Annotated in this window: 13 protein-coding genes; 4 read left to right on the top strand and 9 right to left on the bottom strand. The window is 44.1% G+C overall.

Annotation, left to right across the window (positions count from 1 at the left end):
- Window positions 1–67: 67 nt before the first annotated feature.
- From AC27HD_RS02475 to AC27HD_RS02465, 3 genes are all read right to left on the bottom strand, one after another.
- Window positions 68–1,399: a DEAD/DEAH box helicase gene (locus AC27HD_RS02475; RefSeq protein ID WP_032094144.1), complete on the bottom strand. Its 1,332-nt coding sequence runs from the start codon at window positions 1,397–1,399 to the stop codon at window positions 68–70.
- 222 nt (window positions 1,400–1,621) lie between these two features.
- Window positions 1,622–2,278: a CoA transferase subunit B gene (locus tag AC27HD_RS02470; RefSeq protein WP_487103550.1), complete on the bottom strand. Its 657-nt coding sequence runs from the start codon at window positions 2,276–2,278 to the stop codon at window positions 1,622–1,624.
- The gene (locus tag AC27HD_RS02465) at window positions 2,278–2,985 is read right to left on the bottom strand and encodes a CoA transferase subunit A (RefSeq protein WP_032094142.1); all 708 of its coding nucleotides are present in this window, start codon (window positions 2,983–2,985) and stop codon (window positions 2,278–2,280) included. Before AC27HD_RS02465 ends, AC27HD_RS02470 begins: the two co-directional genes overlap by 1 nt.
- 104 nt (window positions 2,986–3,089) lie before the next feature.
- On the opposite strand from AC27HD_RS02465, the gene AC27HD_RS02460 reads away from it, so the two are divergent.
- Window positions 3,090–4,067 (top strand): LysR family transcriptional regulator, encoded by a 978-nt coding sequence (locus AC27HD_RS02460; protein ID WP_487103549.1) that lies wholly within the window; start codon window positions 3,090–3,092, stop codon window positions 4,065–4,067.
- A gap of 66 nt (window positions 4,068–4,133) precedes the next feature.
- Here AC27HD_RS02460 and AC27HD_RS02455 read toward each other — a convergent pair whose 3' ends face one another.
- Window positions 4,134–4,892 (bottom strand): hypothetical protein, encoded by a 759-nt coding sequence (locus AC27HD_RS02455; RefSeq protein ID WP_032094140.1) that lies wholly within the window; start codon window positions 4,890–4,892, stop codon window positions 4,134–4,136.
- 156 nt (window positions 4,893–5,048) lie between these two features.
- The gene (locus tag AC27HD_RS02450; RefSeq protein WP_487103547.1) at window positions 5,049–5,750 is read right to left on the bottom strand and encodes a sensor histidine kinase; all 702 of its coding nucleotides are present in this window, start codon (window positions 5,748–5,750) and stop codon (window positions 5,049–5,051) included.
- A gap of 209 nt (window positions 5,751–5,959) precedes the next feature.
- On the opposite strand from AC27HD_RS02450, the gene cysB reads away from it, so the two are divergent.
- Window positions 5,960–6,934, top strand: a complete 975-nt coding sequence (gene cysB / locus AC27HD_RS02445; protein WP_032094138.1) for an HTH-type transcriptional regulator CysB — start codon at window positions 5,960–5,962, stop codon at window positions 6,932–6,934.
- 103 nt (window positions 6,935–7,037) lie between these two features.
- Here the strand turns inward: cysB and AC27HD_RS02440 are convergent, their stop codons facing one another.
- The 3 genes from AC27HD_RS02440 to pabB form a co-directional block, all read right to left on the bottom strand.
- Complete coding sequence (locus tag AC27HD_RS02440; RefSeq protein ID WP_032094259.1) at window positions 7,038–8,426, bottom strand: L-serine ammonia-lyase; 1,389 nt, start codon at window positions 8,424–8,426, stop codon at window positions 7,038–7,040.
- Between the two features lie 194 nt (window positions 8,427–8,620).
- Complete coding sequence (locus tag AC27HD_RS02435) at window positions 8,621–9,193, bottom strand: CoA pyrophosphatase (protein ID WP_487103544.1); 573 nt, start codon at window positions 9,191–9,193, stop codon at window positions 8,621–8,623.
- On the bottom strand, window positions 9,190–10,770 hold the full coding sequence (gene pabB, locus AC27HD_RS02430) for an aminodeoxychorismate synthase component I (RefSeq protein ID WP_487103542.1): 1,581 nt from the start codon (window positions 10,768–10,770) through the stop codon (window positions 9,190–9,192). Before pabB ends, AC27HD_RS02435 begins: the two co-directional genes overlap by 4 nt.
- 209 nt (window positions 10,771–10,979) lie before the next feature.
- Here pabB and AC27HD_RS02425 point away from each other — a divergent pair, with 209 nt between their 5' ends.
- Both AC27HD_RS02425 and rmuC read left to right on the top strand, forming a co-directional pair.
- Complete coding sequence (locus tag AC27HD_RS02425) at window positions 10,980–12,509, top strand: fumarate hydratase (RefSeq protein ID WP_487103540.1); 1,530 nt, start codon at window positions 10,980–10,982, stop codon at window positions 12,507–12,509.
- Window positions 12,510–12,635: 126 nt separating this feature from the next.
- Window positions 12,636–14,027, top strand: a complete 1,392-nt coding sequence (gene rmuC, locus AC27HD_RS02420) for a DNA recombination protein RmuC (protein ID WP_487103538.1) — start codon at window positions 12,636–12,638, stop codon at window positions 14,025–14,027.
- Window positions 14,028–14,146: 119 nt separating this feature from the next.
- On the opposite strand, the gene AC27HD_RS02415 is transcribed toward rmuC, so the two are convergent.
- A complete protein-coding gene (locus AC27HD_RS02415) occupies window positions 14,147–17,566 on the bottom strand; it encodes a S8 family serine peptidase (RefSeq protein WP_487103537.1) in 3,420 nt (1,139 codons plus the stop codon).
- Window positions 17,567–17,913: the final 347 nt, after the last annotated feature.

Raw genomic sequence — 17,913 nt, 5'->3', positions numbered from 1 at the left:
AAACACGAACAAAAAAGCGAGCATAAGCTCGCTTTTTTCTTTATTAGTACTAGTTAATGTTTATCAACTATTCTTCCTCAGGATCAGGCGCGCTGGTATTACGGGGCTTGCGCTTCACAGGAACCATTCCAATATCCGCACCTTCCATAGGGTCAACACGTCTTACAGGCTTTGCTCTAACAGGCTTAGCATCACGGTTTTTATCTGTTGTTGGTTTTCCTTTACTCTGCGTACTCTTCTTCTTAGTGAAACCTTCAAACTTTGCACTAAATTCATCATGAGGTTTACACTCAAGGGCGTATTGAAGATGAATTTTAAGCGCCTCGAAACTGTTCCAGTCTCTTGGACCAACAAGAGAGAAAGCTTCGCCTTTCTGTCCTGCTCGGCCGGTACGTCCAATTCGGTGAATATATTCATCGGCATTTTTGGGAAGGTCGAAGTTAACTACTAAACCTACTTTTGATAAGTCTAGACCACGAGAAGCTAAATCCGTCGTTACCAGAACACTTTGCTGGCCTCTAGAAAAACTGCTCATGATAGAAGCACGTTGATGTTGAGCTAAATCGCCTCTTAAGGCGATAGCCTCAAGGTTATCTTCGTTGAGTATTGCAGCAATCCTATCGGTATCTTCGCGGGTAGCGGTGAACACAATCGCTTGGTTGTACTCTCGTTTAGCGAGTTCAAACCGAAGAATTTCGTCTTTGTTACTCACATTATCGGCAAAAAAACAGGTTTGTTCTATATCGCCATGCTCGCCCGTAGAGCTACCCACAGCCACTCTTACCGCTGAATGTGTGAGCTGCGTTGTCATGTGCTTAAGCTCAATGTTATCGAGGGTGGCGGAAAACAACATGGTTTGACGCTTTCTGTGGTCGGCGTAGGTATTAATCAGCTTAAGCTGAGCGGCAAAACCCAAATCAAGCATACGGTCAGCTTCATCAAAAATGAGTAGTTCTAAGCCGTTTAAATACATACTCTTGCCAATCAAGTGGTCGGCTATACGTCCCGCTGTACCAACAATTATGTGTGGATTGCGTCGCAAACCTTTTACTTGGTCGTTGAAGTTCTCGCCGCCAACAATCAGTTCGCAGGACAAACTTAGGCCACTACACATTGACTTTGCTTCAATAAAAACCTGCTTTGCCAGCTCTCTGGTTGGCGCCAGTATAAGCGCGCGAGGGTCTTGTCGACTCAGAGCTTTTTGAGACATAAGTCGATTAATTGCAGGCACCAAAAAGGCAAACGTCTTACCTGATCCTGTCTTTGAGGACGCGATAATATCCTTACCCTGAATACCGGGTAGCATTGTCCGCTCCTGAATTTCCGTAAGGGTGGTGATGTTCTTACTTTCAAGTTTGGAGATAATTTTATGATGAACCGGTAAGTCAGTAACTAGCAAGGTAGAGCCTCTATATGAATATTCCCGCGCATTATCCCTCAAAGGTCACCGATTTGAAAGCAGGCGATTTCTAATCTTTGAAAACATGCTCTATTAAACATAGTCTCTTATACATGGTATTTAAAAACAAAAAAGCCAGAAAATACTGCATTTGAAAAGAGAACGGTATTCTCTTGCTCTCTTACGCATTGTATTTTCTGGCTTTGTTAAACGCAGAAAAAGTTAGAACACCATTTCTGCTACATCATCTGGCACAATAAGCTTACCAAGGGTTTTCTCTTTAATCTCTTCTACAGATACACCAGGCGCTTTTTCCTGCAATACGAAAGCACCGTCCTCTACGGATAAAACGGCGAGGTCAGTGATAATACGTGTTATACAGTTTACGCCTGTTAGGGGGAGCGTACACGCTGGTAGAAGTTTTGAGTTACCGTGTTTATCTGTGTGAGTCATAGTCACAATGATATTTTTAGCGCCTGCTACCAAATCCATTGCACCGCCCATACCCTTAACAAGCTTTCCAGGGATCATCCAAGACGCAATATTGCCAGACACATCAACCTCGAAGGCACCAAGCACCGTAAAGTCCACATGGCCACCACGGATCATGGCAAAACTTTCTGCACTATTAAATATTGATGCGCCAGTGATTGCCGTCACGGTCTCTTTACCTGCGTTAATCATGTCTGCGTCAACTTCGGCCTCGGTTGGGTAGCGTCCCATTCCTAATAAGCCGTTTTCTGATTGAAGCATAACGCTGATGTCACCAGGCACATAATTGGCCGCAAGGGTAGGTATGCCGATACCGAGGTTTACGTAGTCACCGTCTTTAAACTCTTGTGCAACTCGCATTGCAATTTGGTCTCTCGTTAAAGCCATTACACGTCCTCCTTTGCTACTACACGGCGCTCTATACGTTTCTCAAACTCGCCTTTGATAATGCGGTTAACGTAGATCCCCGGCGTATGAATTTCGCTAGGAGACAAGGTTCCAGGCTCTACGATCTCTTCTACTTCCACTACCGTAATTTTGCCTGCTGTTGCCGCCATTGGGTTAAAGTTTTGCGCTGTGTGTCTAAATACACAGTTCCCAAACTTGTCGGCTTTCCAGGCTTTCACAATGGCAAAATCGCCAGTAATGGCGTGTTCTAATATATAAGGCCGACCATCAAATTCTTTAACTTCTTTGCCTTCGCCCACAGGGGTTCCATAGCCAGTAGCGGTATAAAACGCTGGAATACCCGCACCGCCAGCGCGCATTTTCTCGGCCAGGGTACCTTGAGGCGTCAGCTCTACCTCTAGTTCACCGTTTAACAACTGTTTCTCGAATAATGCATTTTCGCCAACATAAGACGACACCATTTTAGAAATTTGCTTGTCTTCTAGGAGTAAGCCTAATCCGAATCCATCGACGCCACAGTTGTTCGATACGACAGTAAGATCTTTTACGCCCATGGTTTTAATATGTGCAATTAAACCTTCGGGAATACCACAAAGACCAAATCCTCCGGCTATTACCGTCATTGAATCCGATAACCCCGAGAGTGCCTCTTCATATGTGTTAACTACTTTATTAAATCCAGCCATTTAATTCTCCACCAATGGATTGTTAACAAATAGTATCTGTTCTGTAGCAACTTATGTAAAATTGAATTTATCTTCTTATTAATAAAATAAAGTTATTAGTTGCCATGAACATTTCCTATCGTCACCTGCGTGCATTCATCGAAGTTGCTCACTCTACAACGTTCGCAGAGGCGGCGGCCAAGCTTTTCCTCACTCAGCCTGCGCTGTCTTCTTCAATTAAGAAAATGGAAGCTGAATTAGGAGGAAGATTATTCAAGAGAAACACACGAAATGTCAGTTTAACCCCCGAGGGAGAGGCTCTGCTACCCAACGCACTTCGTTTAAGCAGAGACTGGGATAATACGTTTTCGGATATTCAGAATTTATTCGCGATGGCAAAAGGTCAGCTTACCATTGCCGCAATGCCGTCTTTCGCAGAGTCACATTTACCGAGTCTGCTGCACGACTTTCATCACAAAGCGCCCAATATTAACCTTCGCGTTGTAGACGTAGTGATGGAGCAAGTCGTTCAGGAAATAAGAGACGGACGTGCAGAAATTGGCTTTACCTTTGAACCTGAACAGAAAGAAGGCTTAGAATTTGAGAGCTTGTTCACGGATCATTTTGTCGTTGTAGCATCAGTAGAGCAGGCTGCAAAATTCAATAATAAGGCGAGTTGGCAGCAGTGCCTTAATTTTCCTCTGGTGATGATGAATCGTGGTTCAGCGGTAAGAAAGTGGACTGAAGCAGAGTTGTTACAGTATGGCGAACCTAATATTGTGGCAGAAACCGGGCAGTTGGCTACGTTAGGTAAACTGATCAAAAGCGGTTTGGGAATTTCTATCATGCCATCAATTTGTCAACAGCAGATGGAAGCGTTGGGCCTTATCGCGCTTCCTTTTTCAGAGGCACATTCTTTAGAAGGCTCTTCTGATACACAGCCCTGTGATAAAGAGCCCTGTGAAAGAGAGCCCTCTGACAAGGCACCTTTCGATAAAGGCTTATTATGTAAACGAGTGGGATTATTAAGAAACGAGCGACGAGGGCTATCGGTATCAGCGCAAACTCTGTGGCAGCTAACCACAGAGCGCTATGCTAGTTAATAAGATGTTTGCTGATTAGGCCGTGATTAAGCTAAGCACACGGGAGTATTAAATGAATGTAAAGCGTTACCATTTTTTCTTAGGTGCAAAGAGTTCGTCGAGCTCGTCTCGTTCTTCCTCTTGCTTTCTCGCACGGTCTTTTTCGTTAACGCTTTTGAGGTCAGACTGAATTTCGTTTAGCCATGCGTTAAGCGTAGCAAGTTTTGATGAAACGTATTCATCATGATTGGTCTGATTCTCTAATGCGATTTTTGCTTTTTCGAAGTATTGACGGGCAGAGCCTAGCATATTTGAAGATTGAGCGGTTCGCCCTCGCTTAATCAGAGTCTCCACATTCACCTTAACTTGTAGTCTTTCTAACTGTTTGTCTTCTTCAGAAAAAAGCTTTGAACCCACTTGGCCTTTGCTGTGTTCAGAGCGCAACAAAACACGAAGCTTTTTAACCGCTTGAATATATTGAATGATGGTTTTGTCATTGTCTGGCAGTACAAAATCGACATTATCACTGCCGTCGGTTTGAAGTGACGCGTCTGCAGCTTGTTTGCTACTTTCAATGCGTTGCTTTACATCACGCGTAGGGGCAATACTGTCAATCGCTTTAAGCGCGTTTGCCATGCGGTTATGCAAAATACCGATAATTCGTGAGGAAACTGGCATGTTGGTACAAGCCGTAAGCACATTTTCCGTTTCATCGACAATGGTTTTTTGCTTTGCTAATTCGGCTCTGCGCTCAGCTTCTTGTTTTTGTCTATGTTGCTGAATGGCGTTTATAAATATCGCGGCAATGAGCAATACAACAATTAGAATAATTATTATCACGTACATGCGTGTGGTTCCATCAGTTCATTATCTCCGAAACATCATTTTTAAATACACTATTTAAGAAACGCTATCTTAAAAACACTGTCTTTTAAAAAATAGGGGCTCAGTTGCCATATTGCTTCGTGCTTTTCATATCGTTCAATACGTTAATTGCTAATACTACGGTATTTTTACTTCAAATACACTTCCGCCGAGACTTCCGCCGTTAGACAGCGAAATGATACCCGCTTTGTCATTGTGCGAATGAGCGTCTGCTATCAATTTAGCAAAAAACAACCCCAGTCCCGTTCGGCCCTGACTCAGTTGAAAGTTACTCAAGGTTGAATGACTTTTAGAGAGCATTTCCTCTGGGTAACCGTTCCCGTCGTCTTCAATTTTTATCGACAGATAATCATCGGCGATGCTTGCCTGTATGGCGATGCGAGATGTGCCGTAGCGCAATGCATTAACAATGACATCGTTTATTAAGAGATAAATAAGTTCGCTGTCTAAATACCAACTTACGTCTTCATCAACATTCACACTGAGTTCGATGTTTTTTTGTTCTATATAAAATGCATTTGACCCTACAACATCGTCAATCAAATCGGCAACAAAGCACTCATCAGCACTGATGGGAATACTTTCTAATTCCGATCGATACAGTGAAAGTATTTGAACCAAATTCGTGTTCAGTCGTGAAGCTTCGTAATGCACGTTTGCGACTTGCTCTCTGGCACCGCTATTTTCCTTAGGCAACGCGTCTCTTAGCCCTTCAATTGACTGAATAAGTAGAAACAAGGAATTTTTCATATCGTGCACAGCAGCGGCTAACACCGAAGAAAAGTCGATGTTGGTGGATATTTGTTTGTTCGATGTCATTGTGTCTCAGTCAATAAGGCGGCGACAACCTATTCATAATGTAGAATAAAACAAAGCAAAATGAACACATGTTTTTGAATTTTATTCATTTTAATCACTATTTGAACTGTATTATGGCTATTTAGTAATATCAACCTTTAAAAAAATGTAGTTTTGGTTATAAGTATAGGAGTATAGTGTATATAAAGAGCAATGAAGCGGTATAACCAATGAAACTACAGCAACTTCGATACATAGTAGAAGTCGTTAACAATAACCTGAACGTATCTGCAACTGCAGAGAGTTTGTACACCTCTCAGCCCGGCATAAGCAAGCAGGTTCGTATGTTGGAAGATGAGCTTGGCGTTCAAATTTTTGGTCGCAGTGGAAAGCACCTTACTCACGTAACGGATGCCGGCGGTGATGTTATTAATATTGCTCGGGAAATACTGGCCAAAGTAGAAAGCATAAAAGCGGTTGCTAGAGAACACACGTTACCCGACCAAGGTAAACTCAACATAGCCACAACCCACACTCAAGCGCGCTATGCATTACCTGATGTTATTCAAGGTTTCATGACAAAATACCCTAAGGTATCACTGCACATGCACCAAGGTACGCCTTCGCAAATAAGTGATTTAGCGGCAAAAGGTGAGGCGGATTTTGCAATAGCAACTGAAGCACTTCATCTGTACAACGACCTCGTTATGCTGCCTTGCTATCACTGGAATAGAAGCGTCATCGTAAACAAAGACCATCCGCTGTCGAAAAAGGGCTCAATCGACATCAGTGATATTGCGAAATATCCGCTTGTGACTTACGTTTTCGGGTTTACCGGGCGCTCTGAACTAGACCAAGCGTTTGAACGGGCAGGTCTTACCCCTAAAATCGTATTCACCGCCACCGATGCAGATGTGATTAAAACCTATGTGCGCCTTGGTGTTGGTATTGGCGTAATTGCTTCCATGGCGGTAAATGAAGAGTTAGATTCTGACTTGGTTAAAATTGATGCCAGTCATTTATTCGATTATAGCACCACGAAAATCGGCTTTAGGAAAGGCTCATTCCTACGCAGTTATATGTACGACTTTATTGAGCGCTTTGCTCCCCATTTAACGAAAGATAAAGTCGAAAAGGCCATGATGCTAAAAAATAATGATGAAGTTGAGAAGATGTTTAAGGGCGTTACGTTGCCCGTAAAATAACAAGGTCAACAAAAAAGACGCGATGCCAGTTACCGAATTTAGGCGTACAAACAAGAAAGGGGCCTGCTGGCCCCTTTTGCTTATATAAAGAGTTTATGTAACGCTAACACTCAATAATGTTAACCGCTAAGCCACCGCGAGCGGTTTCTTTGTATTTCGTTTTCATATCGTTTCCAGTATCGCGCATGGTTTTAATCACCTTGTCTAACGATACCTTGTGCTCGCCGGTACCGCGAAGAGCGAGTCTCGAGGCGTTAATTGCTTTTATAGCACCCATCGCATTACGCTCAATGCAAGGCACTTGAACTAAACCGCCAACGGGGTCGCAGGTAAGCCCTAAGTTGTGCTCCATTCCAATTTCCGCTGCGTTTTCTACCGATGAAGCCGTTCCGCCCATAATTTCTGCAAGTGCGCCTGCTGCCATTGAACACGCCACGCCCACTTCACCCTGACAGCCTACTTCGGCGCCAGAGATGGATGCGTTTTCTTTATACAGTATGCCTATTGCGCCAGCGGTAAGAAGAAATCGACTTGCTACTTCTTCATCCACTGGTCGGATAAATTTATCAACGTACTGTAAAACCGCTGGAATGATGCCTGCAGCGCCATTGGTCGGCGCAGTGACTACACGACCTCCCGCAGCATTTTCTTCGTTAACGGCCAACGCAAATAAATTCACCCAGTCCATGGTTTGCATAGGATCGGTGGTGTGTTCGGTTTGAAGTCGACGGTATAGTCCCGGGGCTCGGCGCACCACTTTTAACCCACCAGGTAAAATGCCTTCGCTTTCTATCCCACGCTGAATACACGCTTTCATAACAAGCCAAATGTTATACAAAGTTTGCTTTACTTCATGTTTAGGCCTGAATGTCGACTCATTGTTGAGCATTAACGAACTGATGCTCAAACCATTGTTTTTACACAGTAGTAACAGCTCTTCCGCGGTCTTAAAGGGTAGGGGAACTTCAGCCTGCAGCGACGCTGCGTGTGCTTTCGTTTCATCAAAGTCTTCATCTTTGATAATAAAGCCACCACCGATGCTGTAATAGGTTTGCTGAGCGACAACCGTCGCGCCATTCATGGCGAAAAACGTTAATGCATTTGCGTGTTTAGGCAATGTCTTTCTGCGATGAAAGACAATGGCGTTCTTGTTAGGAAACGCGATTTCTTTTTCACCGTTTAAACACAGTGTTTCTGTTAAGCGCACATGCTCAAGCATGGCGTCAATCTTATCAACGTCGACAAATTCAGGGGTGTGACCTAAAAGACCGAGGATAACGGCTTTACCGGTTCCATGGCCTATACCTGTTTGGCCCAATGAACCAAAAAGCTCAATTTTTATTGTGTCTACGCTCGATAAAAGCGATTCTGATTTCGCGCCTTCGGATTTCGCTAGAAAAGCAGCAAATTCAGCACCTGCTTTCATTGGGCCAACAGTATGTGAGCTCGAAGGACCAATACCCACGCTAAACATGTCAAATACACTTATCATAAACTTCAAAATGTTATTTAGTAATGACACGATCATGCATTCAGCAAACATTAACTACAATACAGAAATGCTAATAATGTGATTAGTTTTGCTAATAGACTGTAAAGATAAATTGATAGGCTCGACGGCCAGCACGCGGCCAAAGTGCAAAACCTATCTATTCGAAAACTCAAATACAATGATTTTTCAGTTGCTTACGGATGAATATGGTGTGAAAGATTACGCAGAATGGCTGCGGTAGCACCCCAAATCATACGCTCTTGCCATGGTATGAAATAAATGGGAAATGACCGTTTATTAAGATGGGTTTTATGAATTAAATGATTTTTTCGGTTTAAAACGTGTGTTAAAGGTACTTCAAAAGCGCTTTCAACTTCATTGGGATCAAGCTTGAGTTCAAAGCTTGGGTTGACAAAGCCTACTACGGGCGCAATTTCATAACCACTGACGGTGCGATATCGTGGTAGTACACCAACTATATCCACATGGCTTGGCGGCAATCCAATTTCCTCATCGGCTTCTCGCATTGCAGCGTCAAAAAGGGTGTTATCGGACTTTTCTACTGCACCGCCGGGAAAGCTAATTTGTCCTGGGTGATGGCGTAAATGATGTGCACGCTCTGTGAGAAGAACGTTAAGCGATGTACCGTAGTCTATCAGAGGAATAAGAACCGCCGCGGGCCGTCCCGTTTTAGTAAGAGGAAAGTCAGGCTCTAAATGCGGCAATCGCAAATGGTGAAACTGATTCAAAAACTCGGCTTTTGTCATTCATTACCCTCGTTAAAAGCAGCTAACACAGGGATTATTTTCGATACTTTATCTAATGTTTCTTGGTATTCGTCTGGCGCCTGTGAGTCCAAAACAATACCACCGCCAGCCCAGCAATGCAGCTTATTGTTTTCTGCTAATACCGTGCGTATACAGATACTTGAGTCCATATCCTCACGATAGCCCATGTAAAATATGCTGCCACAATAAATATTGCGCCTATGCGGCTCTAACTCATCAATAATTTCCATCGACCTAATTTTAGGAGCGCCTGTTATTGAGCCCCCAGGAAATGCTGATGCCAAAAGGTCTAGTGGTGTTGATTCGCTTGCTAACTTTCCTGTGACTGTACTTACAAGGTGGTGCACCGCCTCATAGCTTTCAAGCGCAAATAAGGCAGGAACATTCACCGTTCCAGGGGTGCAGTGCTTTGAAATATCATTGCGAAGCAAGTCCACAATCATCAAGTTTTCAGAGCGATCTTTTTCTGCATTAAGTAACGAGTTTGCACTTTCTTCATCACGTTGTTTATCCGTAAAACGGGGGCGTGTGCCTTTAATAGGTTTGGTTTCTACAATGCCATTCTTTACACTCAGAAAACGTTCAGGCGAAATGCTCGCTATCGTTCCTTCGGGTAAATGAAAATACGCTGAAAATGGTGCTTGATTGGTATCGCGCAATTGACGATATGCTGTCCAAAAGTCGCCACGATATTGGGCTGTGAAACGCTGAGCCATGTTCACTTGATAACAGTCACCAGCAGTAAGATACCCGTGGATTGTTTCAAGTCGCTGACAATATTCCTCTTTGGTGAGATTCGACGCAAAGGGCGTGGTTAGGGTGAAATCATTGCGACTTTTAAGCTTATCAGGCTTTCTACATTCGCCATGCACACTGGTATTCTGATTGATTGAATTTGATTCTACCGACTCTGACGGATGCGTTCCTGAAAAATCAGTCTGGGAAAAATCGGTCTGGGAAAAATCGGTCTGGGAAAATTCGGGCTGTAAAAAATCAGGCTGAGTGCTGCCATTCGCCGAGCAATAATAGAAAATCCCCGTTTCTGTATCTTCAATAATAGACTGCAAATATAAGCCTGTAGCAAAGTCAGGCGTATCGTAGTCATCTATCGCGTTAGAAGGTAGGCTCTCGTAGAACCTGCCTGCATCATAACCCGCCATTCCGGCAACCCCTATGAGAAAAGGCAAATGGGCATATTGTTTATCACGTGGACATTTAAGGTGTGCAACCTGCTTGTGAAGATACTTTTCAGTTGCTTCGAAGGGCGCCTCTTTCACTTTACGCGACGTATTACGGATGGCATCAATAAATTCGGTTTGTCCTTTTGCCGCTCTAATCATCAATGACGGGTTCCACGCCATGATGTTAAAACGGCCATCACTTTTCTTTGAACCCGCAGTGTCGAGTAAAATAGACCACTCACAGTGAGCAACCTGACTAAACAAGTTTAAGAATGTGGTTGAAGCAGCCGTGTTATCTACACCCAAAAAGTGTGCAATTTGTTGCTGTGTGAACGGGGTGATGGAAACGTTGGTGATATCTGCAATAAAAGACATAAATGGTATTTGCGCTTTGTTCTTTCTATTTTAGGCATATTCGTTGCATTTCTTTGCATAAATATAAGCGGGTGATGCATCGATTACGCGGCTGATAATGATAAAAATTGCATGGCACACGCTTTTGCATGGTGCGATGATAATAGATGCGCTAGTATACGCTCTTTTAGCTAGCTAAGACCACGAAAGCCAAATAAAAAGAGGATGTCATGACCGTTATCCGTCAACAAGACTTCATTGATAGTATTGAAGATTCCCTGCAGTTCATTTCTTACTACCATCCATTAGACTATGTAAAAGCAGTCGAGGAAGCCTATAACAAAGAGCAAAGCCAAGCGGCCAAAGACGCCATGGCTCAGATTCTTATTAATTCTCGTATGTCGGCAGAGGGCAAACGTCCCTTGTGCCAAGACACCGGGATAGTAACCTGTTTTGTAAAAGTAGGAATGGGCGTGTCTTGGGATAAGACCGACATGACAGTGCAGGAAATGGTAGATGAGGGGACGCGCCGTGCCTACCTCAACCCAGATAATCCCCTAAGAGCTTCTATTGTGTCAGACCCAGCAGGGGCAAGGCAGAATACTAAAGACAACACACCAGCAGTTGTCCATATCGACATGGTGCCGGGTACTAAAATTGAAGTGATGATCGCTGCTAAAGGCGGTGGCTCTGAAAATAAATCAAAAATGGTAATGCTTAACCCAAGTGACGATATTGCCGATTGGGTAGTAAAAACATTGCCGACCATGGGAGCCGGATGGTGTCCACCAGGTATGCTTGGCATAGGCATAGGTGGTACTGCTGAAAAAGCAGCGGTCTTGGCAAAAGAGAGTTTGATGGACCCTGTGGACATTCAGGAATTGATTGAACGCGGCCCGCAAAATACCGATGAAAAATTGCGTCTTGAGATTTTTGAGCGAGTTAATAAGCTAGGTATTGGTGCGCAAGGCTTAGGCGGTTTGACTACCGTTGTTGATGTTAAGATTAAATCATTGCCTACTCACGCTGCATCTAAACCAGTTGCTATGATCCCTAACTGCGCTGCCACACGCCACGCTCATTTTTATCTTGATGGTTCTGGTCCTGCTGAACTAACGCCTCCACGTTTAGAAGACTGGCCAGAAGTGACCTGGGAAGTTGGTGAAAATACGCGCCGGGTAAACTTAGACGATGTCACCAAAGAAGACATTCAAGACTGGAAAGTAGGCGAGACCGTATTACTTTCTGGAAAAATGCTAACCGGGCGAGATGCTGCCCATAAGCGCATTCAAACTATGATGGATAATGGTGAAGGACTTCCAGAAGGCGTTGACCTTACTAATCGATTCATTTATTACGTAGGACCGGTTGATGCGGTTGGCGATGAAGTGGTTGGCCCAGCAGGCCCAACAACCGCAACACGTATGGATAAGTTCACCGATATGATGCTTGAAAAAACAGGCCTTATCGGCATGATTGGTAAAGCTGAACGCGGTCCTGCTACAGTAGACTCAATCGCTAAACACAAAGCCGTATATTTAATGGCTGTGGGCGGTGCTGCTTACTTAGTGTCAAAAGCCATCAAGAAGTCTCGAGTTGTGGCCTTTGAAGAGCTTGGTATGGAAGCTATTTACGAGTTTGACGTTGAAGATATGCCAGTAACGGTAGCGGTTGATAGCACAGGTGCTAATGCCCACAAAACGGGACCTGCTATTTGGAAGGCAAAAATCGAAGATTTAGATTCGTCACTAAGTAAATAAACGCTTTCTATATGACTTCGCCCAACACGCATGATGAGTGTTGGGTAGTCACTAGAAAAAAACAGGTGCCAATGGCGCCTGTTTTTGTTTATAGTGCTGTACAAAATAACAGTACAAAAGCGCACTATGTTTATCCAATACTTATCCTCACACTCCCTTGTATTATTCATCATTGCTGTCATCACCTTATTTCTTCTTGTCGGCTTTGTTGCTCGTTCTTTACATTTAAACGCTCAACTACGAAACAAAGAAAGCAGTTATGACGAGATATCCAATGAACTAACATCGCTAAGACAACACTTCGCGGTGGTTAGCGCAAAATCTGAACGAGTAGAGCAACTCGAAATAACGAATCAATCCCTTGTGCAGTCGCTACATGAAGAGCGCATTGCGCTAGCCAGAGTGAAAGCGCAAAACGAGGCCCAGCAAGGGCGAATAGATGCGCTTCATGAAAACCATGAAGAAAAATTGGCTAACATGGCTGCCTCTGAACAACGGCTTCAAACCCAGTTTGAAAATTTAGCCAATAGAATCTTTGAGGAAAAGCAGCAGCGCTACACAACGCAAACCAAACAAAATATTGAGGCAGTACTCGCACCGTTTAAGAACGAACTTGAGGGGTTCAAGCGACAAATATCAGAGCAGCATATAAGAGAAGGACAAGAGCGAGCGTCTCTTAAAACAGAGATACTAAGCCTTAAAGAGCTTAATCAAAAAATAACAGAAGAAGCTTCAGCGCTGACAAGCGCACTTAAAGGAGATAATAAGAAACAGGGTAACTGGGGAGAAGTGGTTTTAGAGCGCATATTAAAAGAGTCGGGCCTTAGAGAGGGGCATGAATTTGAGACCCAAGTATCTGCTAAATCTGATAGCGGAAGGCGTTTACAGCCGGATGTTGTCGTCCATTTACCTAACGATAAAGATGTCATCATAGATTCAAAAGTCAGTCTTGCGGCTTATGAGCGTTTTTACAACTGCGAGGATGAATCGCAAAAAGCGCTGTATTTAAGCCAGCATGTGACTTCTATCAAAGGACACATTAAGGGGTTAGGGGCAAAAGACTATCAAAACCTCAAAGGATTAAGAACCCTTGACTATGTGCTGTTATTTATCCCTATTGAGCCTGCATTTTTATTAGCTGTAGAAGAAGAGCCAGAGCTAGTCACTTTGGCGCTAAATCACAATATCATGTTGGTAAGTCCGACTAATTTACTCGTTGCCCTGCGTACAATTAACAATATTTGGCAGTACGAATATCAAAATCAAAACGCGCAAAAAATAGCAGAGCAGGCCGGAAAACTTTACGACAAATTTGTAGGCTTTATTAACGATATGGAAAAAGTAGGCAAGTCGTTAGACAGTGCGCAAGGCAGCTTTGAACAGGCTATGAATAAGCTAACACGTGGTAGAGGAAACATTGTTCGCCAAATAGAAAACTTTAGAGAGTTGGGAGTACAGCCTAGTAAGCGATTAGATGTGAACCAGCATGGTTTATCTAGCGACGATAAACAGGATTAAGCTTTTGCTCATTAAACACCAACTCAAACATTGATCGGTATTTGTACTTTTGCTTGTAGAGTTTGCGCCAATAAAAAAGCCCCTTCAATAAGGGGCTTTGTGATTTCAGCTACTTAAGACTACTTAAAGCGTCTACGTAGGTAAATTGCTGGTAGAAGTAACAAGCTTAACCAACCCGTTGAACCGCCACCTGAAGTGCGTGGCTCTGGTGCTGGCGGTGGTGGAGCAGGCTGCTCGCTCACTTCGTCAGCTAGGTTGTTAACCGATACTGTAATTTCAGCTGGTTCAGAGATGTTTCCAGATGTATCGATAGCGACTACTTCCATAGTAACGCTTTCGAATCCGGCATCAAAATCTAGCAACGAACTATCCGCTACCGTGATGGTACCATCACGAGAAACAGAGAGTGCAATCGAGCTAGAAGACTGAACGAAGAACTCTGATACTGGGCTTGTTATACCATCTTCGTCTGACGCTTCGATACTACCAATAACCGTACCTGTTTCAGTGTTTTCATCAACGTCGAAAGACTGTGCTTCGATCGTTGGTGCATTTCCACCGTCTACAGGAATAGTTGTTGCAACAGCACCGTCAGCACCTAGGAAAGTGAAACCGCCTGTACCTACACCACTTAAGAACGCTGATTGGCCTGGCTCTAGAGTCGCTACCGCCTCACCGCTTGCATCTACTACTGTAGGTGCGCCAAGAAGTGGGAACGAGTAATTAGAGATTACCAAGTCTTCGTCGTATGCTACAGATGGGAAGAAGTCAAAAGCACTGTTCTCAACGCGGAAGGCTACAGTTGCACTTGCATTGCCAAGGTCAGCAATAGTTAGGCCTAAACCATCTGCACAACTTACCATGCTAAGTACGTTTGAACCTGGCTCGTGAATTGTGTCGAACAACTGACCAGATAACGCACCAAATGGGCGAGTGAAGGTAAGTACGGCAGTAGAGTCTCTACCAAATGCTGACTCGTTAAGAGTTTGTGCAGTAAAGTCAAAAACGCCATCGCCATCAACATCTACGTCCATGAAGAAACCAGCTGAATGCAATGATGCCACTGGATCGCGCATGGTGATGTTAGTAAACACGATTGCGCCTGCTTCACAGGTTTCAGCAGGTACTGATGCATACTCAAGTGACGTGCTTACAATATCAAATTGCTTGTCAGCATCTACACCGCTATCAATCATGGTAGCAACAAGTGCAGTGTCAAAGTCAACAGAACCAGTATTAGTTACGGTACGTAAAACACCGTCTTCAGTTAGTTCAGTACCTAGTTCTACCGAGCCGTACGCTTTTGGCAATACGTGGTAAACAAGGTGCATTGTTTCTTCGGCTTCATCAGTGAACATAAGTGCACCGTCGAACTCCACCGATGTTAGCTCTGCAGTTCCATCTGGGCTGCCAGCTACTGTGCTGTCTAATGTCCACTCTGGAAGCTTAGTTGGGTCAATAGTCGCCACAACATCAAACGTGACCGTTTGGCCCGCAGGTACCGTTACTGTGCTTGGATATTCCATCGTAAGCGCGCCAGTCTCTGCATCATTGGCGAAGCGAGCTTCATCTGCCAATGTGTAAGTTTTAGACTCGCCAGAGAAGTTTTTAACCGTCACTGTTTTAGTAATAGACGCTGTTTCGTTAAGACCCAGAAGGCCAAACGCAAGAGCAGCTTGTTTAGTAGAAGAGTCCCATGCCGCAGTAGCAGACATCGACGCTTTTTCTACATCAACAAGACCTGCACCGATGTAACTAATTGGGGCAAGTTCAGCTTCTGGGTTAGTTGAGCGTGGCTCAAGAGTAACGTCAAGGTTCGCATAGTTCATCAGCGTTGCTTTAAGCTCAAACGCATTACGGTTAGGGAACACTTCCGCTAGCATAGCTAAAGCACCAGCCGTAATTGGGCTTGAGAACGAGGTACCACTAATCGGAGACGTACCGTCGCCTGTACCAACAGCTGCTGTATCAATCGCTGTGCCTGGTGCAGTAATTTCAGGTTTAAGCAACCCGTCTACTGATGGACCGCGTGAAGTAAAGGTCGCAATCGCGCCAGGCTTAGCGACAAGAACTGAATCGAATGCAAACATTGCACTGCCAGCTTCAATTGATGCTTTAAGCGCGTCGCCATCTTCTTTCGAAATCATTACCGAGTTGATGCCAATTGGCTCAGCTGGCGTACCGCCCATAACGAAAGCGCCATCGCCTTCAATGTTGTTTGCTACAATAACAAACGCAGCACCTGCAGCTTCAGCATTGGCTACTTTAGTAGTAAACCCACACGCACCGCGGTCAATTAAAACGACTTGGTCGGTAAGGTCGGCCGCATATTCAACACAACCTGTTGCATTAGTTTCTGGCTCTGCATATACGATAGGCGTTGTGCTATCAATTGAGAACTCTGGCTCAGGGTTAAATGCCGCGCCAACAGCTACAATTGCAGTTTCGCCTAATGTCGCAGTAATTTCTGCGGTTTCTGCTGTAGGGTGAGTCATCGCGCCTACAGAAAGTGCATTGGTGGTAGTACTCGGGCCACCAACGATAAACGGAGTAGGGCCATCGTTACCAGCAGAAATGGCAACTACAACACCAAGCTCGACCGCTTTGTCGATTAGCTCGCCAACAGCGCCACCACGGTTAGTACCGAAATCACCACCAAGAGACATGTTAATAACATCTACACGGTCAGAAATGTCACCGTCGCCATTTGGATCCATTGCCGCTTCAAGGCCGGCTAACTGAGCCGCACCTGGACAGCTTTGGTCACATACTGAGTATGCATAAACCTGTGCGTCAGGAGAAACACCCAAAACAGAATGCGCTACGTGCGTTCCGTGGTTGTTGTTATCCATTGGATCTGGGTCGCCATTAAAGAAGTCGAAACCACCAATAACATTGCCGATAGGCCACGCAGGTGTATCAGCAAGGTCAGCAGATGCTTCGTTGAAAGCTTCGATAGTACCCGGGCCGCCAACAGCAGCATGCGTATAATCTAGACCCGAATCGAGAATGGCAACACGAACACCTTGACCGCTTGCAACATTACCAGTCACTAAGCTTGTTGCGTTGATATATTCCGCACTGTCAGCGATGTGAAGTTCTGAATTTACAACAGGCAAAACACTTTCTACGCCGCTAAGGGTTTTGATTTTAGCGATGTCCTGTGAAGAACCATCGATAACCAAACCTGCAACCAAGTTTGTTGTTCTAGATTTAAACGATACGTTCAAACCTAAAGATTCAATTTGTGCCTGCAGTATATCAAGGCCTGTGTTTGCGTTGTATACAGCATCTGTTGGGTTAGAAAGGTTAGACAATCCAGTGCGATTTGCCAGCGCTACGTCTGCTACCGATGTAGCAGTAGAACTTTTGGCTTTAACAAGCCATGTAGTTCCAGCTTTCGCTAGTGCAGATTGTTCAACGGTTGCATTTTTCTCGAAACCCTTAGTAAGGGCATCTAAATCGAATCTGTCATTCGCCGCAGCAGTTGTGGCAGATAAAGCCACCAATATTGCAGCGCTTAAAGTTGTTTTTTTCATAGTTAATCTCTTGTGGTTTTATTCCCCGATGCCTCGATGATTGTGCTTTTATTATTGTTAAGCTGGCAAATCGACATTGCCTCTCTCATCAAGACACTACAATTATTAGCACACTTGTCACATGAATGTCATGAGTGTTTCAAAATTAAATACATTACATATTTTGTTACATTTACAGCGAGCATGATTTTGGAATAAAACAAAAAGATTTTGCGATGTTTTCGCTGTGAGATACGCAAATTTCGTAACTAAATTACACATTTCGGCTTTGGCAAATGTTTCTTTTCCGACACCTAGCCGTTCATTAAATAGAATTATATTTCTCATTAATGTCACAATTTTTACAA

It is taken from the genome of Alteromonas sp. 4NS20-0143, assembly GCF_057542855.1.
This window is presented reverse-complemented; position numbering and strand designations above follow the sequence as displayed.